Genomic DNA, 26342 nt, shown 5'->3' with positions numbered 1-26342 from the left:
CTTGCGATCAGTCCGCTCAGGCTGCGGGCAGCGCAGCCTTCGCCTGGGCGATGATGGCGCTAAACGCCTCGCCTTCGTGCATCGCGATGTCGGCCAGGACCTTCCGGTCCAGTTCGACGCCCGCCAGCTTCAGACCATGCATGAACTGCGAATAGGTCAGGCCTTCGGCGCGAACGCCGGCGTTGATGCGCTGAATCCACAGACCACGGAACGAACGCTTCTTAACCTTACGGTCGCGATAAGCGTACTGGCCGGCCTTTTCGACAGCCTGGCGAGCGACACGGATCGTATTCTTGCGACGGCCATAATAGCCCTTCGCCTGATCCAAAATCCGCTTATGCTTCGCCTTGGTGGTAACACCACGTTTTACGCGTGCCATGTGCCTCTACTCCTTACTTCAGGCCGTAGGGCGCCCACAGGCGCACATGGGCAACATCGGAATCCGACAGGACGGACGTGCCGCGGTTCTGACGGATATACTTGGCGTTATGGCTGATCAGGCGGTGACGCTTGCCAGCGACGCCATGCTTCACCTTGCCGGTGGCGGTGAACTTGAAGCGCTTCTTCACACCGCTCTTGGTCTTCATCTTGGGCATTTTCGTCTCCTTGGTTGGCGCGACGATTACAGACAGCCCCGGCAGCCCTAGTTAGCCGGGCGGTCCCACTGAATATCGCGAACGGCGCGCATAGGGGCCTATGCTGCAAAAGGCAAGCGATTCGCCGCCTTTTTACGGCAGCATCTCAATGCCAAGCTTTAATGACCGTGATGATGGCCATGATCATGCCCGGCCGCATGCAGCGCTTCCAGCACATCCTCCAGCCGCGCCGGATCGCCCAGCGCCAGCACATGGCCTTCGCTGTCCGCCGTCAGCGGCTCGCCATTCCAGTCGCACATCAGGCCGCCCGCGCCCTCGACCACCGGCACCAATGCGGCAAAGTCATAGCTTTGCAGGCCGGATTCGATGACGATGTCGAGGAAGCCTGACGCCAGCAGCCCGTAATTATAGCAATCCCCGCCATAGACCGGCCCCTGTCGCGGCGATCCGCCCGACACGGCGGCGACCAGCGCCATATAATGGGGCACGTCCCCTTCGGCGAAGAGGTGAGGGCTGGTGGTGGCGATGCCTGCCCCCTCAAGCGCCTTGCAGGCCCGCGTGCGCACCGGCCTGCCATTGAAGGTCGTGGGTTGTCCGCTCATCCCGGCCCAGCGTTCCTGCGCGATCGGCTGGTCGATGATGCCGATGGTCGGCCAGCCGCCCTGCGTTAGCGCGATCAGCGTGCCGAATATCGGCCGCCCGGCAATGAAGCTGCGCGTCCCGTCGATCGGATCGAGTATCCACACCCGCTCCGCATCCTCGCGGACCGATCCATATTCCTCGCCGATGATGCCGTCATCCGGGCGTTCCTTCTCCAGGATCGCGCGGATCGCGGCTTCGGCGGCGCGGTCGGCCTCCGTCACCGGCGATTTGTCCGCCTTGATCTCCATATCGTAGCGGGCGCGGAAAAAGGGGCGGATGGCGGCGCCGGCGGCGTCGGCAAGGCGGTTGGCAAGGGCCAGGTCGTCGCGGGTGGTCATGCCTCTCGCCTAGCGGTTGCGCCGGCTTTGCGCTAGACTGAACGGCGCAAGAGAGAAGGAGAGGAACATGCCCGGTTCGCCCGTCATCCCATGCCTGCGCTATGCCGACGCGCCCGCCGCGATCGACTTTCTATGTGCCGCCTTCGGCTTTGCCCGCCACGCCGTCCATCCAGATGAAGCCGACCCCAAGATCATCCACCATGCCCAGCTGACCCTGGGCGACGGCATGATCATGCTGGGCAGCGTCAAGGATATGGAGGGCGAATCGCTCTACACCTGGTCCACCGCCCGCGACCTCGGCGGCATCACCGCCTGCGTCTATATCGTCGTGCCGGATCCCGACGCCCATTGCCTCCATGCCCGCAACGAAGGCGCGGTGGTGGTGGACGAACCGCATGACAATCCGGGCTATCCCGGCCGCGGCTACACCGCGCTCGATCCCGAAGGCAATGTGTGGAGTTTCGGCAGCTACGATCCCTGGACCGATTAAGTCTTCGGCAACCCCGCCGTTCTACCTTCCGATCGGAAAAGGGGCACGTTTATGGCCATGGTCGGCTGGATATTGAGCTTCATCGCTCTGTTTGCGGGACTCGCGCTGCGGCAGGACATGCCGATCGGTGGCTCGGCGATGTTGTCCGATATGCTCATCGGCCTCGCCATTCTGACCTGCCCCATGGTCTGGCAGGGCAAGCCGCTCGGCATATCGCGCGGCCAGCGCATCGTCGTCGCGCTGATCCTCTTTTGTGCGACGCCGCTGGTCTTGTTCCCAGCGGCGTAACGCCGTCCTCAATCGAACAGGCTGGACACCGACGCAGTTCGGTCGAACGATCCCCCGGATCGTTCGCCAGCCCATCCTCCTTTTAGTCGAACAGGCTGGACACCGAACTCTCGTCCGCGATGCGCTTGATCGCCTCGCCCAGGAGCGGGGCGATGGGCAGGTGGCGGATGCGCTTGGACGTGTTCACCGCCTCGGTCCCCTGGATCGAATCGGTGATGACCAGTTCCAGCAGCTCCGACGCATCGACACGGGCGACCGCGCCGCCCGACAGCACGCCATGGCTGACATAGGCGATCACGTCTTCGGCGCCCTGGGCCTTGAGCGCCGCGGCGGCGTTGCACAGCGTACCGGCCGAATCGACGATATCGTCGATCAGGATGCAGAAACGGCCCTTCACGTCGCCGATGATGTTCATCACTTCGGATTCGCCGGCGCGCTCGCGGCGCTTGTCGACGATGGCGAGCGGGGCGTTGTCCAGCCGCTTGGCCAGCGCACGGGCGCGCACCACGCCGCCGACGTCGGGCGACACGACCATGATATTCTTGTCGCCGAAGCGCGCCTGAATATCGGCCGACATCACCGGCGCACCGAACAGATTATCGGTCGGAATATCGAAGAAGCCCTGGATCTGGCCAGCATGCAGATCGACCGACAAGACGCGGTCGGCGCCCGCTGTGGTGATCAGGTTGGCGACCAGCTTGGCGCTGATGGGCGTACGCGGGCCGGGCTTGCGGTCCTGCCGGGCATAGCCGAAATAGGGGACGACAGCGGTGATTCGCTTGGCCGACGCGCGCTTGAGCGCATCGATCATGATCAGCAATTCCATCAGATTGTCGTTGGTCGGATAGGCCGTCGACTGGATGACGAACACGTCTTCGCCGCGGACATTCTCATGAATTTCCACGAAAACTTCCTCGTCCGCGAAACGGCGGACGCTGGCGTCGGTCAGGGGGATTTCGATATAGTCGGCGATGGCGGCCGCAAGCGGCTTGTTCGAGTTGCCGGTCATGAGTTTCATGGCGAAAATCCCCAGGCTAATTGGCGTGACGAATTGATGACGATGCGCGAAACGCGGCCCCTTTAGCGGCGCATGGCGCATGTGGAAAGGCGCTTTTGCGCCGTAGGGCAAAATGGACCAGCCATTTTGAGAAGGTGCGCGAAGCGGGCCTTGGGTTCGAAAATGCGGCATCGAAAGACAGAGCATTTTCGCTGTAGCGAAAAATGCTCTAGGGCGCGGACATGACCGAAAAACTCGTGATCGCGCTCGCGCAGATGACCCAATATATGGGCGACCCCAAAGCCAATGCCGACGCCATGCTGGAATGGCGCGCGCGGGCGCAGGGCGCGGACCTGGTCGTCTATCCCGAACTGCAACTGATCGGCTATCCGCCCGAGGATCTGGTGCTCAAGCCCGCTTTGCTGGATCAGGCCAATTATCATCTGGACCGGATGGCGCAGGAAACCGCCGATGGCGGCCCGGCCATGCTGGTCGGCACCGTCGTCGCCTCGCAAGGTGTGCTGTTCAACGTCGTCGCGCTGCTGGAAAATGGTGCCGTCACGGCCATCCGCCAAAAGCGCGAACTGCCCAATTACGGTACCTTCGACGAAAAGCGGCTTTTTGCTCCCGGTCCGTTGCCCGCGCCAATCTCTTTCAAGGGCGTGAAGATCGGCATCCCCATTTGCGAGGATATCTGGTTCCCCTTCGTCACCGCGCATCTGCGCAGCGAGGGCGCGGAAATCCTGATCAGCCCCAATGGCAGCCCGTTCGAAGTGGACAAGGACGATCGCCGCCTCAACGCCGTCGCGGGCACCCGCGTCCGCGAAACCGGCCTGCCGCTCGTCTATCTGAACCGCGTGGGCGGGCAGGATGAACTGGTGTTCGACGGCGCCTCCTTCGTCATGAACGGCGACCTCAGCGTCGCGCAGCAGCTTCCCGATTGGGAAGAAGCGCTGGTGCTCACGACCTGGGAGAAATGGGACGGCCAGTGGGTCTGCCTGCCCGGCGAGCAGCACGCACTCGATCCGCGCCCGGCCGATATCTACAACGCCATGGTGCTGGGCCTGCGCGACTATGTGAACCGCAATCGCTTCCCCGGCGTGGTGCTGGGCCTGTCGGGCGGCATCGATTCCGCCCTCTCCGCCGCCGTCGCGGTCGATGCGCTGGGCGCCGACCGGGTCTGGTGCGTCATGATGCCCTCGCGCTTCACCAGTCAGGAAAGCCTGGATGACGCGGTCGAATGCGCACGCCTGCTCGGCGTCCGCTACGACACCATCCCCATCGAGCCGGCCGTCGCCGCCTTCGACTCTATGCTCGGCCCCGTCTTCGAAGGGCGCAGCCGCGATCTGGCCGAAGAGAACATCCAGTCGCGCATCCGTGGCGTCACCCTGATGGGCCTCTCCAACAAATATGGCCATATGTTGCTGACCACCGGCAACAAGAGCGAGATGTCGGTCGGCTATGCCACCATCTATGGCGACATGGCGGGCGGCTATTCGGTGCTGAAGGACGCCTATAAGACGACCGTGTTCGACCTCTGTCGCTGGCGCAATGCCAACGTCCCGTCGCTGGGCGAGGGGTTCGGCCCGTCCGGTCCCGTGATGCCCGAACGCGTCATCACCAAGCCGCCCAGCGCCGAACTGCGCGACAATCAGCGCGACGACGACAGCCTGCCGCCCTATGAGATACTGGACCCGATCCTCTATGGCCTGGTCGAGGAGGAATTGTCGGTCGACAAGCTGGTCGAGCGCGGCTTCGAGAAGGAGACGGTCGCTCGTATCGAGCGCCTGCTCTACATCGCCGAATATAAGCGCCGCCAGTCGCCCCCCGGCGTGAAACTGGGCATCCGTAATTTCGGCCGCGACCGCCGCTATCCGATCACCAACGGCTTCCGCAGCATCTAACCAACCCCAACCCGTTCGGTTCGAGCTTGTCGAGAACCGGACGGGTTTAGGATCAGATAATGACCGTCATCACCCGCTTCGCCCCGTCGCCCACCGGCAATCTCCATGTCGGCAATATCCGCGCCGCGCTCCATAATTGGCTGTGGGCGCGCAAATCCGGTGGCCAATTCCTGCTGCGCCTTGATGATACCGACCTCGAACGCTCCCGCCCCGAATATGCGGATTCGATCAAAGCCGACCTGCAATGGCTCGGCCTCCATTGGGACGGCGAGGAAAAACAGTCCGACCGCTTCGCCCTCTATGAAGCGCGGTTCGAAGCGCTCAAGGCATCCGGCCATGTCTACCCCGCCTATGAAACGAGCCAGGAACTGGACCTGCGCCGCAAGATCCTGCTCGGGCGCGGCCTGCCGCCGGTCTATGACCGCGCCGCCCTGGCGCTGACCCCGGACCAGATCGCCGCCTATGAATCCGAGGGTCGCACGCCGCACTGGCGCTTCAAGCTGGACCATGACCAGCCGATCACCTGGACCGACCTGATCCGCGGCGACCAGCGCTTCGACCCGAAATTGCTGTCCGACCCGGTCATCCGCCGCGCCGATGGTTCGTGGCTCTACATGCTCCCCTCGGTCATCGACGATATCGCCATGGGCGTCACCCATGTGTTGCGTGGCGAGGATCATGTCTCCAACACCGCGACCCAGATCCAGATGTTCACCGCGCTCGGCGCACAACTCCCGGCCTTCGCCCATGAAGCGCTGCTGACCGGCAGCGAGGGCAAGCTGTCCAAGCGCCTCGGCTCGCTGGGCGTCGCTCATTTCCGCGACATCGGCCTCGAAGCCATGAGCGTCGCCTCCCTGCTCGCGCGCCTCGGCAGTTCGCAGCCCATCGAGCCGTTCGCCGATATGCAGCCCCTGATCGACAGTTTCGACTTCGCCCATTTCGGCCGCGCCCCCGCGCGCTTCGACGAAGCCGAACTGGCGACCCTCAACCAGAAGATCGTCCATCTGCTTCCCCATGAAGCGGTGGCCGATCGCCTGCCCGACGGCGTGGACGCCGTGGCATGGGCCGCGATCCGCCCCAATCTGGAAACGCTCGCGGGCGCAGCCGACTGGTGGCGGATCGTCACCGGCCCGATCACTGCCCCACAAGTGGTGGACGAGGATCGCGATTTCCTCGCCAGCGCGCACCGCATCCTCTCCGACACTGCCTTCGATGCCGACATCTGGCGCACACTGACGAACGCGCTGAAGGAAGAGACGGGCCGCAAGGGCAAGACCCTCTTCCTCCCCTTGCGCCGAGCGCTGACGGGTCTGGACCACGGCCCGGACATGGCGCAGCTTCTGCCGCTGATCGGCAGGGATGAGGCGTTGGCGCGCCTCCAGTCCTGAACGCGACTGCCGATCAGGCAAGGCTCTTTCGTCATCGTCATCCCGGGCTTGACCCGGGATCCCGCTTATCTTCGTCCGTCACAATTGATGCCGGGTCAGGCCCGGCGTGACAAATGAAGCTATGGCATCAACGAGCAAAAGCGGACGCTTCACTTGCCCTCTCCCGTCTTTACGGGAGAGGCTACGGAGACTTGGCAGCTTGCTGCCTAGTCGGTGTCGGTGAGGGTCTTTTTTCTTTATGGACGAGCACTTCCTGCCGGTAAGAAGAAAGACCCTCACCCAACCCTCTCCCGTGAAGAACGGGAGAGGGCTAAGATAAGCAGACCGTCCACAATTCAGCCATGCCCCAACTATCCTCTCCCTTCCGCACCAATCGCGGTTGGGAAAGCCTCGCCCCTCCTATTCCCCTTCCAAAATAGGATTTGGCCTGATCTGTCCTGAAGGATGGACCAGTCTGCCCATCACCACCACCCATCACCGCCTACGCCGCTCCAACAGAAACGCAACTGTGACCTATCCGGCGCGTCCCCGCCGCGTGGCCGTCGCGTCCCCATGACCCAACAGGCGCAGCCCCGGCGCGTCGGCGGCGCATGGTCGTCGCGATTCCGGCTCAAAGGCGCAAAAACACGCCCGCATCGACGGTGTGAACTTTGGTGCAATGACCCTGTCGGTCGAATCCGTGACCTTTTCAGGCCCGCAGCGCGTCCAGCGCCTTGCCCACGGCCGCAATGCCTTCGGGCGACGCGGCAAAGCCCATATGGGTGCAATCCACCTCGATCGCCTTATCGCGTTCGCCGGCCCGACCGCGCGAACATTCCGGCAGGATCACGCCGTCGCGCTTCGACCACAGGGCCACGGTCGGAACCGGCGGCTTGGCTTCGCGGGTGCAGGGGAAGGGCGGGCGATCAACCGGCGAACCCGATACCAGCTGATACAGCCGCCAGGCATGGTTGGCGCGCGGATCGCCGGAAAAGGGCGTGCCCATCGTCACCACGCCACCGACCTTGTGCGCGGCGAACTTGGCATATTCGCGCGCGTAAAGCCCGCCCAGGCTCCAGCCCACCAGCGTCACCGGCGCGCCGGTCTGCTTGCGAATCGCGTCCACGCGGCGGTCGATCTTGTCCAGACTATCGGGCTTCGGCCCGAAATTGCGGCCCATGCCCCAGTCATGCGCGGCATAGCCGGCCGCGTTCAAAATATCGCGCAGCCAGCCCATACGCTGTTCCGACGCCATCAGGCCGGGGATCAGTAATATGTTACGCCCATCGCCCTGCATTTGCCCGGCCAGCAGGGCGGCCTGCGCCCGCGTCCGCTTCAGGTCGAACGGCACGCTCAGATTGCCCAGCAATTGCTGCACAGGCGGAAGCTGCGCCGCGCGCGGTCCGGACGCGAGGCGATCTTTCCAGAAACTGCTGACAGCTTGAGCGTAAGGCGGCACGACGATGATGATCCCTGAACCCTGCCGCAGGTTTCGCGACGAGAAACGATGACATTATCGTGACAACGCAGAGCGCGTCTATGGGTTTCGCCTCATGCGATCAACGGTTCGTCGTTTGTGACAGGCAATTAAGGGGCGAGAGGCGACGTCTGATTTACCGCCGCGCCCTCGGTCCCGCGCAATTCCCGCGGTTCCAGGATCGCCGCCGTCTCGATCAGGTCCAGCGCGCGCCGCGCTTCCAGATAGCGGCGGGTATATTGCATCCATCGGTCCGCCACGGCCCGGCCCGGCATCCGCTCCACTTCGGCCAGCGCGGCACTGACCCGGCCGCCGTCGATATAGCGCAGCGCCCGGTCCATCGCCACCTGCGGCCGGGGGGAGGGGGTGGATGCCTTGCGGATGGTGATCAGCTCGCGCGCCTCATGCTCCAGCGCGTCCCACCATCCGGCATCGGCCGGGGGCGTCGTCAACTGGGTGGACACGTCCATCAGCCCGCCGCGCAAATCGGCCAAGGTGATCGGCTCGCGCGCGGCGTTGATGATGGCGGCGACGGCGCGCGGCTGGGCCTGGCCGAAGCGCAGTCGCAACTGCCCCTCGATATAACCGAGCGGCGTCCCGTTATCGAGCGCACGGCGCGCGGCGAAGGCGACCAGCAGCCCTTCGGCCCGCGCGGCATTGCCCGACGCGGCCTGCGCTTCGACGGTGATACGGTTCAGCCGTTCCTCCAGCTGTATGACGCGCCCGTCCAGCATCTGCGCGGCATCGGTGGTCAGGGGGCGGGCGGCCACGGCCGGGTTGCCTGCCCCGATCAGGCCCTGCACTGGCGCAGGCGTGGCCGGCTGAGGCTGCGGATCCCCCCAGCGGCGCTGGATCTGCGGCCAGGCCCAGACGGTCAGCACGACGCCCAGCGCAAAGGCCAGCAGGGTCAGGATCAGCAGCGGCAACAGGCTGCGCCGACGCGCGGGCGGCGGTCCGGCGCCGATCGTGCCGACCCCATCCTCGTCGTTCATGCGGACCCTTTCGTCTGTCATTGCCCCGTCATTCGCACAATCGAAGGGCGAGGGCCAGCATCTCGTCATCGCGCGGCAGGGCAGGGGCCTGCCCACTGGCCCAGCCAGGGCCGCACGCGGCCAATGTCGCCGCGCTGATCGCCACGATATGCAGGCTTTTCCGCCCTTCCCGCCCGATCTGTTCCGCCAGCCGCACGGCGGCGCGCGGCGAATGGACCAGCAGGATCGACCCCGGCACCGCGTCGGCGATCAGTGCCGGATCGGGCGGCAGGGCGGTCATGCCGTACACCGCGATCCGCGTCAGTTCGAGCGGCCCTATCTCCATCGGCGCGACCGTCGTGCCGGCCAGATGCAGCACCCGACCATGTCCGTCGCCCGCGATCCGCGCCGCGATCGCGCTGCCGTCGCTATCGCCGGCGATGACGGTGGGAAAGCCGGCCTCGGTGAGTGCCTGCGCCGTGTTGGCACCCACCGCATAGGTTGGCAGGCCGCGATAATGCAGCAGCGCCGGCCCGGCGAATGTCACGCCATTGGCGCTGGTCAGCAGCAGCGCGTCGAAATCCTCCGGCACCGGCGGCGCCCAGTCGATCGGCTGGGGCGCGAACAGCGGATGCACCCGCGCATCCAGGCCCAGCGCAGCCGCCTTGGCCGCCGTCCTGCCCGCCGCCGGTTCGGGGCGCAGGATCAGGACGCGCCTCACCCCTCGAACAGCGCGCGCAGCGCCGGGCTGGCCCGCTCCAGCAGCGTCTGGCCGATCGCTTCGGCCGCCGGCTCGTCCCCACGCAGCAGCCGCGCTTCCTCACGTACCGTTTCCTGCCCATCCGGGCTGATGATCTCGGCGACCAGATACAGGCCATCCGCCTCCACCCGCGCCAGTGCCGCGATCGGCGAATGGCAAGTGCCGCCAAGCCCCTTCAGCACGCCGCGCTCGGCCATCACCGCGTCGAACGTGTCGCGATCGTTGATCGCCGCCAACGCCGCGACCACGGCGTCATTGGCGGCCAGCGTCTCGATCCCCACCGCGCCTTGCGACGGCGCAGGCAACATCAGGTCGATCGGAATCGTTACGCCGACATCGCTCTGGTCCAGCCGGTCCAGCCCCGCCGCCGCCAGCAAAGTCGCATGCACCTCGCCCGTCGCCAGCTTGGCCAGCCGCGTGGCGACATTGCCGCGAAACAGGGTGATGGTCGCGTCTGGCCGCAACCGCTTCACCTGCGCGGCGCGGCGCGGCGAACTCGTCCCCACCAGCGGGTTGGCAGGCAGCGCGTCGAAACTCTCCACCCCGACCAGCCTGTCGCGCACATCGGCGCGCGGCAGCATGGCGGCGATATGGAAGGCGTCCGGGCGCAGCGTTTCCACATCCTTCATGCTGTGGACCGCAAAATCGATTTCGCCCGTCACCAGCGCCCGGTCCAGTTCCTTGGTCCACAGCGCCTTGCCGCCGATATCGGCCAGCGCCCGGTCCTGTATCCGGTCGCCGCTGGTCTGGACGGTAACGATCTGCACGGCACCCTCCGCCCAGCCATGGACGGCGCGAAGGGCGCGGGCGGTCATATGGGCCTGGGCCAGTGCCAGGGGCGATCCTCTGGTGCCGAGGCGCAACGGTCGATCAGTGAAAAGCATATGCGGCTTGCTCTAATGGCCGTGGGCATTAGATGGAAGCGACAATGACCATCATCCTCGGCCTGGAATCGAGCTGCGACGAAACCGCGGCGGCGCTTGTGACGGCCGATGGCCGAATCCTGGCGCATCGCCTCGCCACGCAAGAGGAAGCGCACCGCCCCTATGGCGGCGTCGTCCCCGAAATCGCCGCCCGCGCCCATGTGGAAGCGCTCAGCCCGTTGATCGAGGCCGCGCTTGCCGACGCAAAGATGACGCTGGCGGATGTAGACGTGATCGCGGCGACCGCTGGCCCCGGCCTGATCGGCGGCGTGATGGTCGGCCTCGTCACCGGAAAGGCGCTCGCCCATGCGGCCGGCAAGCCGCTGGTCGCGGTCAATCATCTGGAAGGGCATGCGCTTTCGCCGCGCTTGGCCGATCCGACGCTGCAATTCCCCTATCTGTTGCTGCTCGTATCGGGCGGCCATTGCCAGTTGCTCCATGTGAAGGGGCCGGGCGATTATGCGCGCCTGGCCACCACGATCGACGATGCGGCGGGCGAAGCCTTCGACAAGACGGCCAAGCTGCTGGGCCTTGGCTATCCCGGCGGTCCGCAGGTGGAAAAGGCGGCGGCGCAGGGCAATCCCAAGGCGGTGCCTTTGCCGCGCCCGCTGGTCGGCACGTCCGAACCGCATTTCTCCTTCGCCGGCCTCAAAAGCGCGGTGATGCGCGCTGTCCAGTCGGGCCAATATGCGACCGAAGACATCGCCGCATCGTTCCAGCAGGCGGTGATCGACTGCCTGATCGACCGCACCCGTCGTGCGCTGGCGACAAGCGAGGGCGTCACTGCGCTCGTCGTGGCGGGTGGCGTGGCCGCCAATCAACCGATCCGCACCGCGCTCGAACAGCTGGCCGCAACGCATGACCTGCCCTTCGTCGCGCCGCCGCTATGGCTGTGTACCGACAATGCGGCGATGATCGCCTGGGCCGGGGCGGAGCGCTATGCGGTCGGCCTTGTCGATGATCTGACCGTACCCGCCCGGCCGCGCTGGCCGCTCGACCCGGCGGCGGAAAAGGCCCGTGGAGCAGGAGTGAAGGCATGAAGGCTGGAGTCATAGGGGCAGGTGCCTGGGGCACGGCGCTGGCCCAATTGCTGGCCAGCGACGGCCAGCCGGTCGCCCTGTGGGCGCTGGAGCCCGATGTCGTGGATGCGATCAATCGCACCCATGAAAATCCGCTCTATCTCGCCAATATTCCGCTCTCGTCCTCGATTGCGGCGACGGGCAGCATGGCCGATCTGTCGGATTGCGACCTGCTGCTGGTGGTCAGCCCCGCCCAGCATCTGCGCAGCGTCGTCGCGCAGGCGCCGGCCGGCGTCCCGCTCGTCCTGTGTTCCAAGGGGATAGAGGCCGGCACCAGCCTGCTCATGTCGCAGGTCGCGCAAGAGGCGCAGCCGACCTCGCCCATCGCCGTCCTGTCCGGCCCCACCTTCGCCCATGAAGTGGCGAAGGGCCTGCCGACCGCCATCACCCTGGCCTGCGAAGACCGCGAGCTGGGCCAGCGCCTGGCCGCCCGGATCGCCCGGCCGGCCTTCCGCCCCTATCTGTCGGACGACGTCATCGGCGCGGAGATCGGCGGCGCGGTCAAGAATGTGCTGGCCATCGCCTGCGGTGTTGCGGAGGGGGCGGGCCTGGGCCTCAACGCCCGCGCTGCGCTGATCAGCCGGGGCTTTGCCGAAATGACCCGCTTTGGCCTGGCGCGCGGCGCGCGGGCGGAAACGCTGGGCGGACTGTCGGGGCTGGGCGACCTGGTCCTCACCTGCTCCTCCACCAATTCGCGCAACTTTTCCCTCGGCAAGGGGCTGGGTGGAGGCGGCAGCGCCACCGACCTCCTGTCCAACCGTCGCACCGTGGCGGAAGGGGCGCATACCGCGCCCGTCCTGCGCGATGCCGCCCGCGCGGCCGGCGTCGAAATGCCGGTGGTGGAGGCGGTCTGCGCCCTGCTGATGGAGGCCGCGCCGCTGGCGCAGGTCATCGACGCGCTGCTCGCCCGGCCGCTGCGCCCTGAATAACCCGTCGCGCTGCCGCTGCATTGCGCCTACAACGAACAGATATAGCAACAGAGAATGACACAAGGGGTTCACAGTTCGTTGGCGACAGAGGCGTCTCCATCCAAGGATCAGGATGATATCGCCGCTCTGGCCAAGGGCGGGCGGACCAATATCTTCGGTTTCCTGCTGCGACTGGCTGCGCGCCTGCCATTCCTGTTCATCGCGGGGCGCTGGTATGGCGCCGAAGCGCTGGGTCGCTTCGCCTATGCCGTGCTGGTGGTGGAATTCGTCGCCCAGATCGCGACGCTGGGCCTGAAGCGCGGCCTGGCCGGCGCATTGTCGCAGACGGAACGGCCGCATAATCATGTCGTGACCGACGCGATGGTCGTGACACTGCTCGCGGCCTTGCTGGGTTCGGCGATCCTCATCGCCTTTCCGCAGGCGATGTTCCCCAACAGCAGCATCAACGGCCTCGACCGGTTGCTGGCGCTGGTGGTGATCGGCGTGGCGGGATCGGACGTGGCGCTGGCCGCTTGCGCCTATCGCTTCGATGTCGGCGCGACCGTCCGGGCGCGGTCCATCATCGAACCCTGGACGATCAGCATCGGCGCCTTCGCCTTCGCTTTCTACTCGACCCGCGACGGCCTCATCCTCTCCTATGCCGTGTCGATGATCGCGGCTTTTGTCGCGTCCATCATCCCGATGATCCGCCATTATGGCCGGCCGACCGGCTGGCGCCCCGATCCGGGCCGGCTCTGGCGCCTCGCCCGTCGCAACCTGCCGCTGGCGGCGGCGGACGGGGTCGAATGGGGATCGCGCCGGCTCGACATGGCGATATTGGGCCTGTTCGTCAGCCCGGCGGTGATCGGTATCTATTATGTCGCGCAGCAGGTCGCGTCGCTGCCGCAGAAATTGAAGACCAGCTTCGACCCGATTCTCGGCCCGGTCATCACCCGCAACCTCGCCGAAAACAATTTGGCCGCCATCGCCAAGCAGGTCAGCCAGGTCGGCTTCTGGATCATCGCAGCGCAGGCGGGCATCGCCCTGGCGCTCGGCATTCCGGGCGAAGCGGTGATGGGTCTGGTCGGTCCGCATTTCGTGGGCGGCACCGGCGCGCTCGCCTTCCTGCTGCTGGCCGAAGTGGTCGCGGCCACCGCCGTCGTCAGCGAATCGGCGCTGGTCTATATCGCCCGCCATCGCAATCTCATGATCTCCCTCTTCATGATCGGGTTGCAGGCGGCCTTCAGCTTCGCCCTGATCTTCGCGGCGCGGGCGCTGGGCATGGAAGTCATGTGGATCGCCGCCGCGCCGGCGCTGGCGCTTTGCCTGGCGCTGGGCGTGAGCGCCTTCGTCAAGGCGCGGCTGCTCTCCAGCCTGCTCGACGCGCCGATCAACGCCTGGCGCTGGCCGCTGCTGAGCGCGGCGGGTGTGGCCTGTATCGTCGGGGCGGGCTTCGTCGCTCTGCCGGCCCGTTTCGAATGGGTCGAACTGGCGGTCGGCGTCTGGGCGATATTGGGCGCCTACGGCCTCGTCATCTGGCGCTGGGGCTTCGGCTCCGACGACCGCGCCCTGTTCCGCAAGCAGAAGCCCGCATAAAAAAAGGCCCGCCTCTCGATGGAGAGGCGGGCCTTTTTCGGTCAGGTCAGGCGAACAGCTTGTCGCGGATCACGCCCAGATCTTCCTCGGGGCGCGCGCCCCAATGCGAGATGACTTCGGCGGCGGCGGCGGCGCCCAGCGCCAGCGCATCTTCAACGCTGCGCCCGTCGATATGCGCGGCCAGGAAGCCGGCGGCGAACAGATCGCCCGCGCCGGTCGTGTCGATGATCTGCGCGACCGGAGCGGCGGGCGCTTCATGGCGTACGCCGTCGACGATGGCGACCGCGCCCTTTTCGCTGCGGGTCGACACCAGCACCGGCACCTTGTCGGCGAAGCGCGCCAGCGCGGCATCGAAATCGTCGACCTGCGCCAACGACTGGATCTCGCCCTCGTTCGAAAAGAGGATGTCGATCAGCCCCTGTTCGATCAGGTCGATGAAATCGGCGCGATGGCGGTCGATCACGAAATTGTCGGACAGGGTGAAGGCGACCTTGCGACCGGCCTCATGCGCGGCCTCGATCGCGGCGCGCATCGCCGCGCGCGGCTGCGCCGGATCCCACAAATAGCCTTCCAGATACAGGATGCCGGCCGAGCGGATCATGTCCAGGTCCAGCGCCGCTTCGGGCAGGAATTGCGAGGCACCCAGGAAGGTGTTCATGGTCCGCTGCGCGTCCGGCGTCACCAGGATCAGGCAGCGGGCGGTCGGAATGTCGCCCTGCACCGCGGGCGTGTCGAACCGGATGCCCAGCGCATGGACGTCATGCGCGAAGACCGCGCCCAGCTGGTCGTCATTGACCTGACCGATGAAACCGCACTTCTTGCCCAGCGCCGCCAGGCCGGCCAGCGTGTTGGCGGCCGATCCGCCGCTGATTTCCTTGGCCTGGCCCATGTCGGCATAGAGCGTCTCTGCCATGTCGGCGTCGATCAGCTGCATGCCGCCCTTGGTCAGGGCATGCTGCGCCAGAAAGGCGTCGTCGCTGCGGGCGATCACGTCGACGATGGCGTTGCCGATCGCGACGACATCCAAAGTGGGGGCAGAAGCGGTCACGCACTATCCTTAGTCTGATGGAAGAAATAAAATTTCACGGCCTTTACCGGTCCGGCCGGCCCCATGCAACTTTCCCCTGCAACGCCGGTGATTGACCTGATGGCCGGGCGGTAGGATAGCTGGGCGATGGTCCTGACCGCTGCCCTGCGCGCCTTTCCCTCCATCTTTCACGGCGCAGCGCTGCGCCTGTTGATCAAGACGATCATCCTGACCCTGCTGCTCTTCGCCGGGCTGGCGGTCGCTTTCTGGTTCGGCTTCCACGCGCTGCGGCTGCATTTCGGCTGGGGCGGCGGCACCAGCTGGGGCAATTGGGGCGAGGCGACGGCGACCGCGCTGCTGATGGTCGCGTCCGGCTGGCTGCTGTTCCGCGCCACCGCGATGGCGGTGATGGGCCTGTTCGCCGACGATATTATCGAGGCGGTGGAGCGCGACGATTATCCCCATGTCACCGCGCGCCCGGTCGGCTGGGCGCGCAGCCTGCGCTTCGCCTGTCGATCGGTCGCCCGGACGGTCGGCTGGAATCTGCTCGCGCTGCCCGCCTATATCCTGTTGCTGGTGACGGGGGTGGGGACGATCGGGCTGTTCCTGGCGCTCAACGCCTATCTGCTTGGCCGCGACATGGCCGACATGGTGGAGCCGCGTCATCCGACCCTCCCGCCGCTCAGTCGTAGCAGCCGGTGGCTCATGGGCCTCGTTTCGGCGCTTCTGTTCCTGGTGCCGGTCGCCAACCTGCTTGCGCCGATCTTCAGCGCGGCTATGGCGGTCCATATGCTGCTGGGCCGAAAGACGAAGACATCATGAAGACCTTCCGTTCGGGCCTGACGTCCCTGCTGGCCCTGCCGCTGGCCGCCTGCGGCGCCGGGACGGTCGTGCCCCCCGCCCGGCCGATCGCGCCGCCGCCCGGACCGCCGGCCAGCGCCTTCATGAAGCAGGGACCGCTGATGGGCGCCGACGCGCGGCGGTTGACCCAGATGTTCGGCGAACCCCGGCTCGACATTCGCGAGACGACGGTGCGCAAATTGCAGTTCGCCAACGGCCGTTGCATCCTCGACGCCTATCTTTATGCGCCCGCGCGCGGCAAGGAGCCGGTCGTCACCCATGTCGATGCGCGCAGCCCGACCGGCACCGACGTCGATCCCGCCGCCTGCGCCACGGCGTTGCAGGCGAAATAGGCGCAGCGGCAAAGTTCACACCGTTACACGGCCTTTCGCCCCGAAGCGCTCGCAACACGCTCGCGAGGCGTCCCCAAGGCTTTACCAACGCCTCTCCAAGGCTTCCGCGAAGCGTGCGCGCATGCGCCTGTGATTGCTGCCGTGGGCGGGAGGGGAAAAGCGAGGCCATCCACGAGGATAGATCAGAGCGAATCCTACATTGGAAGGATTTTGCTTGGACCGATGGGACGAGGCGAAACCAGCTATAAGCCCCTCCCTTTTAAGGGAGGGGTTGGGGTGGGTGGTGAGCGAAGCGAGCCTTCTGCCTATAGACGATAGAGCGCCGCTGCGCGGCGTACCCACCCCCAGCCCCTCCCTTGGCAGGGAGGGGAGAAATACCGGCCGCTCTTTCCCCGCCGTTTACCCCGTCAGCTTCCCGATCGCCCATGTCGCCGCTTCCGCCACGACCGGGTCTTCGTCCGCGACCAGCGCCTCCAGCCGTGCCAGCAAACGCGTGTCACCGCTATTGCCCGCCGCGATCGCGGCGTTGCGGACCATGCGGTTGCGGCCGATGCGCTTGATCGGGGAGCCGGAGAAAATCTCGCGAAAGGTCGCGTCGTCCAGGTCGAGCAGGTCGCCGATCGCCGGCGCGGCCAGTTCGGCGCGGCCGATGAACGCCTTGTTCGCTGCGGCATGATCGGCGAACTTGTTCCACGGACAGACCGACAGGCAATCGTCGCAGCCATAGACGCGGTTGCCGATCCCGGCGCGCAAATCCTCCGGGATCGGCCCCTTATGCTCTATGGTGAGGTAGGAGATGCAGCGCCGCGCATCGACCACATAGGGGGAGGGGAAGGCGTCGGTCGGGCAGGCGTTGATGCAGGCGCTGCAACTGCCGCAATGGTCGCGCTCGCCGCTGTCGGGTTCCAGCGCCATTTCGGTGTAGATGGCGCCCAGGAACAGCCAGCTGCCATGGTCGCGGCTGACCAGATTGCTATGCTTGCCCTGCCAGCCCAGGCCCGCGCCCTGCGCCAGCGGCTTTTCCATCACCGGCGCCGTATCCACGAACACCTTGAGCGCACTTGGTTGCTGCTCCACCAGCCAGCGGGCCAGCGCCTTGAGGGCTTTCTTGACGACGTCATGATAATCCTTGCCCTGCGCATAGACCGAAAAGCGCGCCCGGTCGGGCACATCGGCCAGCCCCAGCGGATCGCGCCCCGGCGCATAGCTCATGCCGAGCATGATGACGCTGCGCACGTCTGGCCACAGCCCCTTGGGCGACCCCCGCTGTTCGGCCCGATCCTCCATCCACAGCATGTCGCCATGATGGCCCGCGTCCAGCCATTGGCGCAGCCGCTCCCCGGTCTTGGGCGCGACATCGGCGGGCGCGATGCGGCAGGCGGCAAAGCCCAGCCGCGCCGCTTCCGCCTTCAGGCGCTGTTCCAAGGGGTGGGCCAAGGTTTTAATAGGCACGGGCACGGGTCCAGACTATCAGGGCGGGATGATCGGCGACATAACGGCCTCGTCCCCCGCCTCCATCCCGGCCTATGCCGTAGAGGGGCATGGGCTTGTCAAGACTTTCGGCAGCTTCCGTGCGGTGGATGGCATCGACATCGCCGTGCCGGCGGGCACCATCTATGGCGTGCTCGGCCCCAATGGCGCGGGCAAGACGACGCTGCTGCGCACGCTGCTGGGCATCATCGACCCGGATGAAGGGCATCGCACCCTGCTGGGCGAGGCGCAGCCGCTGCGCATGGCGAGCCAGGTCGGCTATCTGCCCGAAGAGCGCGGCCTTTATCCCTCGATGAAGGCTTATGAAGCGGTCGCCTTCATGGGCGCGCTGCGCGGGTTGCCGCTGGCCGAGGGGCGCAAGCGCGCGAAGGCGATGCTGGACGCGCACGGCATGGGCGCGGCGATGGACAAGCCGATCCGGCAATTGTCGAAGGGCATGGCCCAGACGGTGCAGCTGTTCGGCACCATCGTCCATGGTCCCCGGCTGATCGTGCTGGACGAGCCTTTTTCCGGCCTCGACGCGATCAATCAGGAGAAATTGGAGGCGTTGATTCGGCAGCAGGCGCGCGATGGCGTCACCATCCTCTTTTCCACCCATGTCATCGCCCATGCCGATCGGCTGTGCGAGCGGATCGCCATCGTCGCGGGCGGGCGCATCCGGTTCGAAGGGACGCCGGGCGATGCGCGCGACCGGCTGCGATCGCAGGTGCGGCTGCGCACGCGGACGAGCGATGGCGCCTGGCGCCGCGCTTTGCCGGCCGACACGATGGCGGAGGAGGGGACATGGCATTTCGCCCTGCCCGACGAAGGGATCGAACCCTTGTTACGCGCGCTGATCGATGGGCAGGCGGGAATCGAAAGCCTGTCGATCGAGCGGCCGGGCTTGCACGACGCGTTCGTCGCGATCGCGGGGGAAGCGGCGGCGCGCCAGATGCAGGGTGACGTTCCGCAGGAGGCGCAGCCATGATGCAGTTGTGGCGCGCCGCCTTCGTCATCGCCCGGCGGGATTTCACCGCCGTCGTGCTGTCGCGGACCTTCATCCTGTTCCTGCTCGGGCCGATGCTGCCGATCCTGATCGGTTTCGCCTTTGGCGGGCTGGGCGACAAGATCAGCAGCACGGATTTGCGCCCGATCGTGGGCGTCGCCATGTCGGCGGCGGACGCGGGCGCGCTGGAGCGGGCGCATGATCGGCTGGCGCAGCGTATGGGCGACCAGTCCTTGCCCCGCCTGCGCACGGTGCCGTCCGCACCCGCGCCGCGCATCCAGCTGGCCCGGCCGGATTCGGAGGTTGTGGCGATCCTGTCCGGCACGCTGAACAGCCCCGTACTGACCGGCAAGGTGGAGGATCTGGACAAGTTGCAGGGCGACATCAGCCTTCTGTCCACCGCCGCCCTGACGGAGCGCACGTTGAAATTCGTGACCGTCGAGCGGCAGGAAGTGACGACCAGCCTGGGCGCGCAGGCGCAGGCGCGCTTGTTGATCGGCCGGGTGGCGCAGGTGGTGATGTTCTTCCTCACCATCCTGCTCGCGGGCATGATCCTGTCCAATCTGGTCGAGGAAAAGACCAACAAGATCATCGAGATATTGGCCGCCGCCGTGCCGATCGACGCGATCTTCCTCGGCAAATTGATGGCGATGCTGGCGATGAGTTTCGTGGGCATCGCCTTTTGGGGCGGCACGGCCTTCGCCATCTTTCTGGGCCTGCATGGCGGGGGCGGGGCTTTGCCGGCGCCGGCGGTGGGCTGGCCGCTCTTCCTGATGCTGGCGGTGCTATACTTCGCCATGGCCTATACGTTGCTCGGTTCGCTCTTCCTGGGCATCGGGGCGCAGGCGGCGACGGTGCGTGAGGTGCAGACGCTCAATATGCCGATCACCATGGCGCAGATGCTGATCTTCTTCTTCGCCAGCTATGCGGTCGATCATATGGGGTCGCCAGCGGAGGTCGCGGCCTGCATCTTCCCGTTCAGTTCGCCCTTCGCCATGATCGCGCGGGCGGCGCAGGACGGGGCGGTCTGGCCGCATCTGGTCGCTCTGGTCTGGCAGGCGAGCTTCGTGGCGCTGATCATCCGGGTGGGCGTGCTGCTGTTCCGCCGGCATGTGATGCAGTCGGGCGGCAGCTGGTGGAAGCGGCTGTTCAGGCCGGCGACCCATTGATCCTTAGCGCATTTTGAAGTCCGCTTTGATCCGATAGAGGCGCAACGGCGCCTTGGCGGGTATCGGTTCCAGCCAGGCGGGAATCCTGCCCCTGGCGAGCAGCGCTGCCAGCCCCTTGGCATTTTCCTGTCCGTAAAGCCGATATTCGGTCAGGCCGTCGCAGGTCAGGATGTAGCGGGCGCGGGTTCGGCCGATCACGATGCGCGCCTGATCGGGCGCATCGACGAACCCTTCGATCACGGCGGTGATGCCGGCCGCGTTGCGATGATGGGCGGTGCCGATGACGCTGTGGTGCGTCTGGACGAGAATGTCGGGGCCAAGGTCGAGCGGCGCGAACAGGGTGCTTGTGGGAAGCGCCTTGAGCGGGGCCAGCACGGAGGCTGCACGGCAATTGGCGCTGACGGCCTTGGCAGGTTCCGGTTTGGCGGCAATGGCTACCCAGGCGGCGCACAGGCCGGCAGGCGTCAGCAATACCAGCGCGACCGACCCCAGCACCCGCACCAGCGCCATGGGGGACGCCTGCGCCTTGTCGAACAGGCGCAGCAACAGCCAGGCGATGCCGGGCAGGGCAAAGACATGGGCGACCGACAAGGCCCGCATCACCAGCAACGACACAAGGGTCGCGCCGGCCAGCAGCATCAGCAGCGTCAGCCAGCGCATCCGCGCTTCGCCATGGGTGTGCCGTGCGGCCATCAGGCTGGCGCCAAGGCCCAGCAGCGGAGGCAGCAGGATGACGCCCTGCATCGACAGGCTCTGTTCCCAGATCGGCCGGCCTTCCATGACTTGCAGATACCAGAGCCGATAGGCCACCGGGCCCAATGCGGCGAAAGGATCGCCCGACAGGCATGGTCCGCCGGTGACGAGGAAGGTGGCGAGGGCTGCCCCACCGCCGATCGCGGCGATCAGGAAGCGGGATCGGGCGGTTGCGGTGCCAACCAATTGCGCCGCAAGCGCGACCGTCAGCGCCAGCGCGACCAGCGGCCAGAGATAGACGAAGGACAAGGCATCGCACTGGCGCGCCAGCAAGGCTTGCGGCCCGCGCAGCAGGGCGAGCAGTATGAGCGCGCCGCCGCCCAGCAGCAGCGCAAAGCCGATGAAGCGCGGCGCCTGATCCCGTGCATGCCAGTGGCGCAGGGCGAAAGTAGCAGCGAACAGCGCACCATAGGGCAGCGCCTCGCTCGAAATCTGGAGCCAGAGGGCGAGCGCAAGGCCCGTAACGATCCCCCCGCGCAACGGCCGGGTATCGATCGCGCCGCAGAGCGCCAGCGCGGCCAGCATGATCTGCCAGCCATGATGGTCGATGCGCAGCGGGGTGAATTGCACCAATATGCTGGGCGCGGTCAGCAGCAGCGCGACGCTCAGCAGGGCGATGCCGCTGCCGGCCACACGGCGCGCGGCGATAAGGAGAGCGACGGTCAGGCCACCCAGCAGCAACAGCGGCACGGTGGCGCAGGCGACCAGTTCCGCACCGGCCGCGCCGATCATGGGGGTGAGCAGCAGCATCAGTGCCGCGATGGGCATGTCGACGATCCGCGACCAGTGCATCGGGCCGCCGACCGGCGGGTTCACGCGATGCTGGCTGACGTCCCAAAAGGCTTGCCCGCCGATCCAGTCGCGCACCTGCGCCAGCCGCATCGCATCATCGGGATCGCGAAAGCCCAGCGTCGGCAGGTCGCCCCGGAACAGCCAGAGCATCGCCATGCTGCACAGCAGCCATAGCAGCAGCGCCCATAAGGTGGCGCGCGGGGCGTCAGGCGCGCGCGAAAATACCATATTTGCGGATCGCATAGACGGACAGGAAACTGACCGGCACCGACAATAGCTTGGCGAGTGCCGGCGCGATGCCAAGAGCGCTCAGCACACCGACCAGCGCCATGGTGATGCCCATGCCGATCGCGGCGCTGACGATGAAGCCGATGCGCTGCACATGCGTTGGGCCGCCCTCCAGATCGAAGACGAAGCGGACGGAAATGATCCAATGGACGATCAGGCCGACCAGATAGCCGCCCAGCGCGGCCATCATCGGCGCGGCGCCGCCATGGTCCAGCATCAGGAAGGTGGCGAAATCGCTGCCCAGCGCGCAGATGCTCGCCAGCAGATAGCGGGCGAACATCAGCCGTGCCAGCAGCGCGCCGATCCGCGCTGTCATGCGCGTCAGGCGGCCTTCAAGCGCGAAGGGACCGCGCGGACGCTGGACAGGGCAGCCTGCGCGTCTGCATCTTGGCCTTCATCGCCAGCCTCATGATATTCGGCATCTTCATTGACCTGCCACACGTCATGGACGCGCGCGCCTGCGACGATGTTGCGCACGGTCAGCATCGCCGTCATCATCGCATGGTCCTGATTATTATAGCGGTGCATGCCGTTGCGGCCGACCAGATGCAGCGTGGGGTAACGGGCTTCCAGTTCGCTGCGCATCGCCAGCACATTGGCGGCATAATCGTCGTCATAGACGGGATAGGCCTTTTCCTGCCGCACCACCGCACCGCCCACGACATCGTCAGGGCTGCACAGGCCAAGCTGCGCCATTTCACGGGTAGCGAGCGCGATCAGATCGGCGTCGGGCGCGGACCACAGGCCGTCCCCTTCGAAACAGAAATATTCCAGGCCCACGCAGGCGAGCGAAGGATCGGGCACCATTTCGGGCGACCAGCTGCGGAAATTCTGGATGCGGCCGACCTGCACCTTGCTGTCGTGGATATAGATCCAGTTGTCGGGGAAGATATCCTCCCCCTTCACCATCAGCGCCACGGTCAGGAAGTCGCGATATTTCAGCTCCATCGCCTGCGGCAGCGTCTCGGGCAGGGGGTGAATACGGCCCGCCAGCTCGCGCATCGGCGCCGACGAAATCACATGGGCGGCATCGATGATGACATCGCCGTCCGACCCGGTCGCGATCAGGCGCCAGCGGTCGTTGGCCTTATCCTCTTCCAGCCGCTTGAAACTGTGCGCCATCAGCACCTGGTTGCCGCCTTCGACCACCTTGTCGCGCGCGGCTTCCCACATCATGCCGGGGCCAAGGCGGGGATAGCGGAACGTTTCCAGCAGCGTCTTGGTCGCCATGCCGTCATTGGGCTTCTTGTTGAGGCCAAGGCTGCGCTTCAGCCCATCGACCACCGCGCCCCAGAGCGACAGGCCCTTGATCCGCTGCGCCGCCCAGTCGGCCGACATTTCGTTGCAGGGCATGCCCCACACCTTCTCCGTATAGGTTTTGAAGAAGATGGAGAAAAGCTTGTGACCGAACGCGTTGACGGTCCAGTCCTGGAAGGAGCGGACGTTGCGGTTCGGGAAGAGCCGCGCCTTGGCGAAACTCGCCATGCACAGAGTCGAGCGCCAGATGCCGAGGTTCCACAGCGCTTCGAACGCGCGGAGCGGATAGCTGTAGAATTTGCCCTCGTAATAGATTCGGCTCATCCGCGGACGCTGGATGAAATCGTCGGGCAGTATCTCGTTCCACAGGTCCACGACCTGCTGCGACTTCGAGAAGAATCGGTGTCCGCCAATGTCGAATCGGAAACCGTCCAGTTCCACCGTGCGGCTGATGCCGCCGACATAGACCGGGTCTTTCTCGATCACCGTGACGTTAAGTCCCTGCTTTGTCAGCAGATAGGCGGCGGTCAGCCCGGCCGGGCCGGCACCGATGATGGCAACGTCGACGCTGTGATCGGTACGCGGCATGGCAGGCAGTTCCCCGAGAGATATTTCGTGCCTCCGGGACTGAAGGAAATCCTCTAAGGAGTGGTTAATAGGCGGTAAGCATGACGGGCTGCCACGACAAAGGGCCGCTCCAATATTGTGGAACGGCCCTTGCGATTTCCCTTCGTGGGGAAATGATTCGGCGATTTGGAGCAGCCGATCCGATTGCATCGGCTCGGCTGCTCCAAGTTTTCGGTTTGCCGCGTTTTCCGAGTCAGCAGGTGGTTCCACCTGCTTAGAAAACGCTCTAGCTCTGGCGCTGGGCCAGGGTGCTCAGATCGGCGCGCGCCCCGTCGATCGCGCTGCCATAGCAATCGCGATAGCCGTCGGTAGCGGGCAGGACCGATCCGTTCACATAGCCGCATACCTGCTTGGACGCGCGGACAATGCGGGAATCGGCGCGGCGCATGCCGTTGGTGCTGGCAAGGTTGAGGTCGGCCACCGACACGGCGATGCTGCGCGTTTCGGTGCCGGCATGGCCATCCACCACCACATCCATGTCGTTGCTGCCGGCGCTTGCCACACCGGGCAGCGCAAGGGCCATCGTGGCGGCCAGCGCCACCCACGTCTTTCTGGTCATCCTATATCTCCTGTCGAACATGTTTTTATCGTTCGCCCCACGTCTGACGTGGAAGTAGGGTCGCCCCTATAAATAAGCGCGCCCGGCAGGGTTGAAAAGAGGCCACTTCACAAAAATTGGCGGTTTTCCGCGATTTTTGCGGGTGCGAAGACTTTGCCTTCGCACCCGCAACAGCTTTTAGTGGCGGAAGTGGCGCATGCCGGTGAAGATCATGGCCAGGCCGGCTTCGTCCGCAGCCGCGATCACTTCGTCGTCGCGGATCGAGCCGCCTGGCTGGATCACCGCCGTCGCGCCCGCTTCCACCGCGGCGAGCAGGCCGTCGGCGAAGGGGAAGAAGGCGTCGGAAGCGACTGCCGAGCCGATGGTGCGCGGCGTCGCCCAGCCGGCCTTTTCGGCGGCATCCTTCGCCTTCCACGCGGCGATGCGCGCGGATTCGAGGCGGTTCATCTGGCCCGCGCCCACGCCTGCCGTGCTGCCATCCTTGGCATAGACGATGGCGTTGGACTTCACATGCTTGGCCACGGTCCAGGCGAACAGGCAGTCCTTGAGTTCCTGCTCGGTCGGCGCGCGCTTGGTGACGACCTTCAGCGCGTCCTGCGTCACCTGGCCATTGTCGCGGCTCTGGACCAGCAGGCCGCCCGCGATGCTCTTGATCTGCAGGCCGGGACGGGCCGGATCGGGCAGGTCGCCGGTCAGCAGCAGGCGGAGGTTCTTCTTCTTCGCAAAGATCGCCTTGGCTTCGTCATCGGCGCCGGGTGCGGCGACGACTTCGGTGAAGATGCCGCTGATCGCTTCGGCGGTCGGGCCGTCGAGCGGGCGGTTGACGGCGATGATGCCGCCAAATGCCGATACGCTGTCGCAGGCGAGCGCCGCTTCATAGGCTTCGATCAGCGTCTCGCCGGTGGCGACGCCGCAAGGGTTGGCGTGCTTCACGATCACCACGGTCGGCGGGCCATCGCGAAATTCGCTGACCAGCTCCAGCGCGGCGTCGGCGTCGTTATAATTATTGTAGCTCAGTTCCTTGCCCTGAATCTGCTCGGCCTGGGCGATGCCCTTCGCCGACGGGCCGACGGGCAGATAGAGCGCGGCCGACTGGTGCGGATTTTCGCCATAGCGCAGGGTCGAACCCAGCTTGCTTGCGACGGCCAGCGTTTCGGGGAAGGCGGTGCCCTGATCGGCAAAGGCGAACCAGCTGGCGATCATGGAATCATATGCGGCGGTGGCGGCATAGGCCTTGGCCGCGAGCAGGCGGCGGAAGTCGTAGCTGGTCGCGCCGCCCTTCTGCGCCATTTCCTCGATCAGCCGGGCATAGTCGGCCGGATCGGTGACGATCGCGACGCTTTCATGGTTCTTGGCGGCCGAGCGGACCATCGACGGGCCGCCGATGTCGATATTCTCGATAATCTCGTCGCGGTCCGCACCCTTGGAGACCGTCGCGGCGAAGGGGTAGAGGTTGACGACCACCAGGTCGATCGCGCCGATTGCATGTTCGTCCATCGACGCCACATGCTCGGCATTGTTGCGCACGGCCAAAAGGCCGCCATGCACCTTGGGATGCAGCGTCTTGACGCGGCCGTCCATCATTTCGGGGAAGCCGGTCAGGTCGGAAATATCCTTCACCTCCAGCCCCGCTTCGCGCAGCGCCTTGGCCGTGCCGCCGGTCGACACCAGTTCGACGCCATGACGCCCAAGCGCCTCGCCCAGTTCGATGAGGCCGGCCTTGTCGGACACGGACAATAGGGCGCGCTTGATGGTGACGTCAGTCATGAGGCTGTGGCTTTCCTATGGCAAAGAGCGGTACGGCTTTGCGCCGGTCCCTTAGTGCCAGATGGGGCAAAAATACAGCCCCGAGGCATGTTTGTGCC

The 26342-nt window shown here is 65.8% G+C and carries 26 protein-coding genes; 11 read left to right on the top strand and 15 right to left on the bottom strand.

Annotation, left to right across the window (positions count from 1 at the left end; genetic code table 11):
* Positions 1-16 precede the first annotated feature (16 nt).
* The 3 genes from rplT to hisN form a co-directional block, all read right to left on the bottom strand.
* A complete protein-coding gene (gene rplT, locus F4U95_RS15645) occupies positions 17-379 on the bottom strand; it encodes a 50S ribosomal protein L20 (protein WP_120251268.1) in 363 nt (120 codons plus the stop codon).
* A 13-nt stretch (positions 380-392) separates the two neighbouring features.
* A complete protein-coding gene (gene rpmI / locus F4U95_RS15640; protein ID WP_056690492.1) occupies positions 393-596 on the bottom strand; it encodes a 50S ribosomal protein L35 in 204 nt (67 codons plus the stop codon).
* Positions 597-754: 158 nt separating this feature from the next.
* Positions 755-1576 (bottom strand): histidinol-phosphatase, encoded by an 822-nt coding sequence (hisN, locus tag F4U95_RS15635; protein WP_120251267.1) that lies wholly within the window; start codon positions 1574-1576, stop codon positions 755-757.
* A gap of 67 nt (positions 1577-1643) precedes the next feature.
* Here hisN and F4U95_RS15630 point away from each other — a divergent pair, with 67 nt between their 5' ends.
* Positions 1644-2066 (top strand): VOC family protein, encoded by a 423-nt coding sequence (locus tag F4U95_RS15630; RefSeq protein WP_150426312.1) that lies wholly within the window; start codon positions 1644-1646, stop codon positions 2064-2066.
* A gap of 51 nt (positions 2067-2117) precedes the next feature.
* Positions 2118-2354 carry a hypothetical protein gene (locus tag F4U95_RS15625; protein WP_120251265.1) on the top strand — a complete coding sequence of 79 codons (237 nt, stop codon included), beginning with the start codon at positions 2118-2120 and terminating at the stop codon, positions 2352-2354.
* Positions 2355-2436: 82 nt separating this feature from the next.
* On the opposite strand, the gene F4U95_RS15620 is transcribed toward F4U95_RS15625, so the two are convergent.
* On the bottom strand, positions 2437-3372 hold the full coding sequence (locus tag F4U95_RS15620; protein ID WP_120252232.1) for a ribose-phosphate pyrophosphokinase: 936 nt from the start codon (positions 3370-3372) through the stop codon (positions 2437-2439).
* 221 nt (positions 3373-3593) lie between these two features.
* Here F4U95_RS15620 and F4U95_RS15615 point away from each other — a divergent pair, with 221 nt between their 5' ends.
* Both F4U95_RS15615 and gltX read left to right on the top strand, forming a co-directional pair.
* Positions 3594-5255 (top strand): NAD+ synthase, encoded by a 1662-nt coding sequence (locus tag F4U95_RS15615; RefSeq protein ID WP_150426311.1) that lies wholly within the window; start codon positions 3594-3596, stop codon positions 5253-5255.
* Positions 5256-5314: 59 nt separating this feature from the next.
* Positions 5315-6643: a glutamate--tRNA ligase gene (gene gltX / locus F4U95_RS15610; RefSeq protein ID WP_150426310.1), complete on the top strand. Its 1329-nt coding sequence runs from the start codon at positions 5315-5317 to the stop codon at positions 6641-6643.
* Positions 6644-7331: 688 nt separating this feature from the next.
* Here gltX and F4U95_RS15605 read toward each other — a convergent pair.
* The 4 genes from F4U95_RS15605 to hemC all read right to left on the bottom strand — a co-directional run bounded on the left by F4U95_RS15605 (position 7332) and on the right by hemC (position 10714).
* On the bottom strand, positions 7332-8081 hold the full coding sequence (locus F4U95_RS15605) for an esterase/lipase family protein (protein WP_150426309.1): 750 nt from the start codon (positions 8079-8081) through the stop codon (positions 7332-7334).
* A 128-nt stretch (positions 8082-8209) separates the two neighbouring features.
* Positions 8210-9112: a hypothetical protein gene (locus F4U95_RS15600; RefSeq protein WP_246171609.1), complete on the bottom strand. Its 903-nt coding sequence runs from the start codon at positions 9110-9112 to the stop codon at positions 8210-8212.
* A gap of 7 nt (positions 9113-9119) precedes the next feature.
* Entirely contained in the window at positions 9120-9791 is a 672-nt protein-coding gene (locus F4U95_RS15595; protein WP_150426308.1) for a uroporphyrinogen-III synthase, read from the bottom strand.
* A complete protein-coding gene (hemC, locus tag F4U95_RS15590; RefSeq protein WP_150426307.1) occupies positions 9788-10714 on the bottom strand; it encodes a hydroxymethylbilane synthase in 927 nt (308 codons plus the stop codon). Before hemC ends, F4U95_RS15595 begins: the two co-directional genes overlap by 4 nt.
* A gap of 44 nt (positions 10715-10758) precedes the next feature.
* On the opposite strand from hemC, the gene tsaD reads away from it, so the two are divergent.
* Genes tsaD through F4U95_RS15575 form a run of 3 tightly spaced genes read left to right on the top strand, consistent with a single transcriptional unit; the run spans position 10759 to position 14336 of the window.
* Positions 10759-11793, top strand: a complete 1035-nt coding sequence (gene tsaD / locus F4U95_RS15585; protein ID WP_150426306.1) for a tRNA (adenosine(37)-N6)-threonylcarbamoyltransferase complex transferase subunit TsaD — start codon at positions 10759-10761, stop codon at positions 11791-11793.
* Entirely contained in the window at positions 11790-12761 is a 972-nt protein-coding gene (locus tag F4U95_RS15580; RefSeq protein WP_150426305.1) for an NAD(P)H-dependent glycerol-3-phosphate dehydrogenase, read from the top strand. Before tsaD ends, F4U95_RS15580 begins: the two co-directional genes overlap by 4 nt.
* A 54-nt stretch (positions 12762-12815) precedes the next feature.
* The gene (locus F4U95_RS15575; RefSeq protein WP_120251257.1) at positions 12816-14336 is read left to right on the top strand and encodes a lipopolysaccharide biosynthesis protein; all 1521 of its coding nucleotides are present in this window, start codon (positions 12816-12818) and stop codon (positions 14334-14336) included.
* A 46-nt stretch (positions 14337-14382) separates the two neighbouring features.
* On the opposite strand, the gene F4U95_RS15570 is transcribed toward F4U95_RS15575, so the two are convergent.
* Positions 14383-15384: an adenosine kinase gene (locus F4U95_RS15570; protein WP_150426304.1), complete on the bottom strand. Its 1002-nt coding sequence runs from the start codon at positions 15382-15384 to the stop codon at positions 14383-14385.
* 126 nt (positions 15385-15510) lie between these two features.
* Between F4U95_RS15570 and F4U95_RS15565 the strand changes: the two genes are divergently transcribed.
* Together F4U95_RS15565 and F4U95_RS15560 are read left to right on the top strand one after the other, a co-directional pair.
* Positions 15511-16185: an EI24 domain-containing protein gene (locus F4U95_RS15565; protein WP_150426303.1), complete on the top strand. Its 675-nt coding sequence runs from the start codon at positions 15511-15513 to the stop codon at positions 16183-16185.
* On the top strand, positions 16182-16556 hold the full coding sequence (locus F4U95_RS15560) for a hypothetical protein (protein WP_150426302.1): 375 nt from the start codon (positions 16182-16184) through the stop codon (positions 16554-16556). Before F4U95_RS15565 ends, F4U95_RS15560 begins: the two co-directional genes overlap by 4 nt.
* Positions 16557-16955: 399 nt before the next feature.
* Here F4U95_RS15560 and queG read toward each other — a convergent pair whose 3' ends face one another.
* Positions 16956-17981 carry a tRNA epoxyqueuosine(34) reductase QueG gene (queG, locus tag F4U95_RS15555; RefSeq protein WP_150426301.1) on the bottom strand — a complete coding sequence of 342 codons (1026 nt, stop codon included), beginning with the start codon at positions 17979-17981 and terminating at the stop codon, positions 16956-16958.
* Positions 17982-18036: 55 nt separating this feature from the next.
* Here queG and F4U95_RS15550 point away from each other — a divergent pair, with 55 nt between their 5' ends.
* Entirely contained in the window at positions 18037-19014 is a 978-nt protein-coding gene (locus F4U95_RS15550; RefSeq protein ID WP_150426300.1) for an ABC transporter ATP-binding protein, read from the top strand.
* On the top strand, positions 19011-20201 hold the full coding sequence (locus tag F4U95_RS15545; RefSeq protein ID WP_150426299.1) for an ABC transporter permease: 1191 nt from the start codon (positions 19011-19013) through the stop codon (positions 20199-20201). The genes F4U95_RS15550 and F4U95_RS15545 overlap by 4 nt, the downstream gene beginning before the upstream one ends.
* 3 nt (positions 20202-20204) lie before the next feature.
* On the opposite strand, the gene F4U95_RS15540 is transcribed toward F4U95_RS15545, so the two are convergent.
* The 5 genes from F4U95_RS15540 to purH all read right to left on the bottom strand — a co-directional run bounded on the left by F4U95_RS15540 (position 20205) and on the right by purH (position 26244).
* Positions 20205-21974, bottom strand: coding sequence for a hypothetical protein (locus F4U95_RS15540; RefSeq protein ID WP_150426298.1), 1770 nt, complete (start codon positions 21972-21974; stop codon positions 20205-20207).
* Entirely contained in the window at positions 21952-22350 is a 399-nt protein-coding gene (locus F4U95_RS15535) for a GtrA family protein (RefSeq protein WP_150426297.1), read from the bottom strand. Before F4U95_RS15535 ends, F4U95_RS15540 begins: the two co-directional genes overlap by 23 nt.
* A gap of 5 nt (positions 22351-22355) precedes the next feature.
* On the bottom strand, positions 22356-23879 hold the full coding sequence (locus F4U95_RS15530) for an NAD(P)/FAD-dependent oxidoreductase (protein WP_150426296.1): 1524 nt from the start codon (positions 23877-23879) through the stop codon (positions 22356-22358).
* A 265-nt stretch (positions 23880-24144) separates the two neighbouring features.
* Positions 24145-24477 (bottom strand): UrcA family protein, encoded by a 333-nt coding sequence (locus F4U95_RS15525; protein WP_120251248.1) that lies wholly within the window; start codon positions 24475-24477, stop codon positions 24145-24147.
* 177 nt (positions 24478-24654) lie between these two features.
* A complete protein-coding gene (gene purH, locus F4U95_RS15520) occupies positions 24655-26244 on the bottom strand; it encodes a bifunctional phosphoribosylaminoimidazolecarboxamide formyltransferase/IMP cyclohydrolase (RefSeq protein ID WP_150426295.1) in 1590 nt (529 codons plus the stop codon).
* Positions 26245-26342: the final 98 nt, after the last annotated feature.

The sequence above is a fragment of the Sphingobium limneticum genome, from assembly GCF_008710165.1.
In the GTDB taxonomy this organism is placed as follows: Bacteria; Pseudomonadota; Alphaproteobacteria; order Sphingomonadales; family Sphingomonadaceae; genus Sphingobium; species Sphingobium limneticum.
Note: the sequence above shows the minus strand (reverse complement) of the source record. Positions and strands in the feature narration are given on the sequence as shown.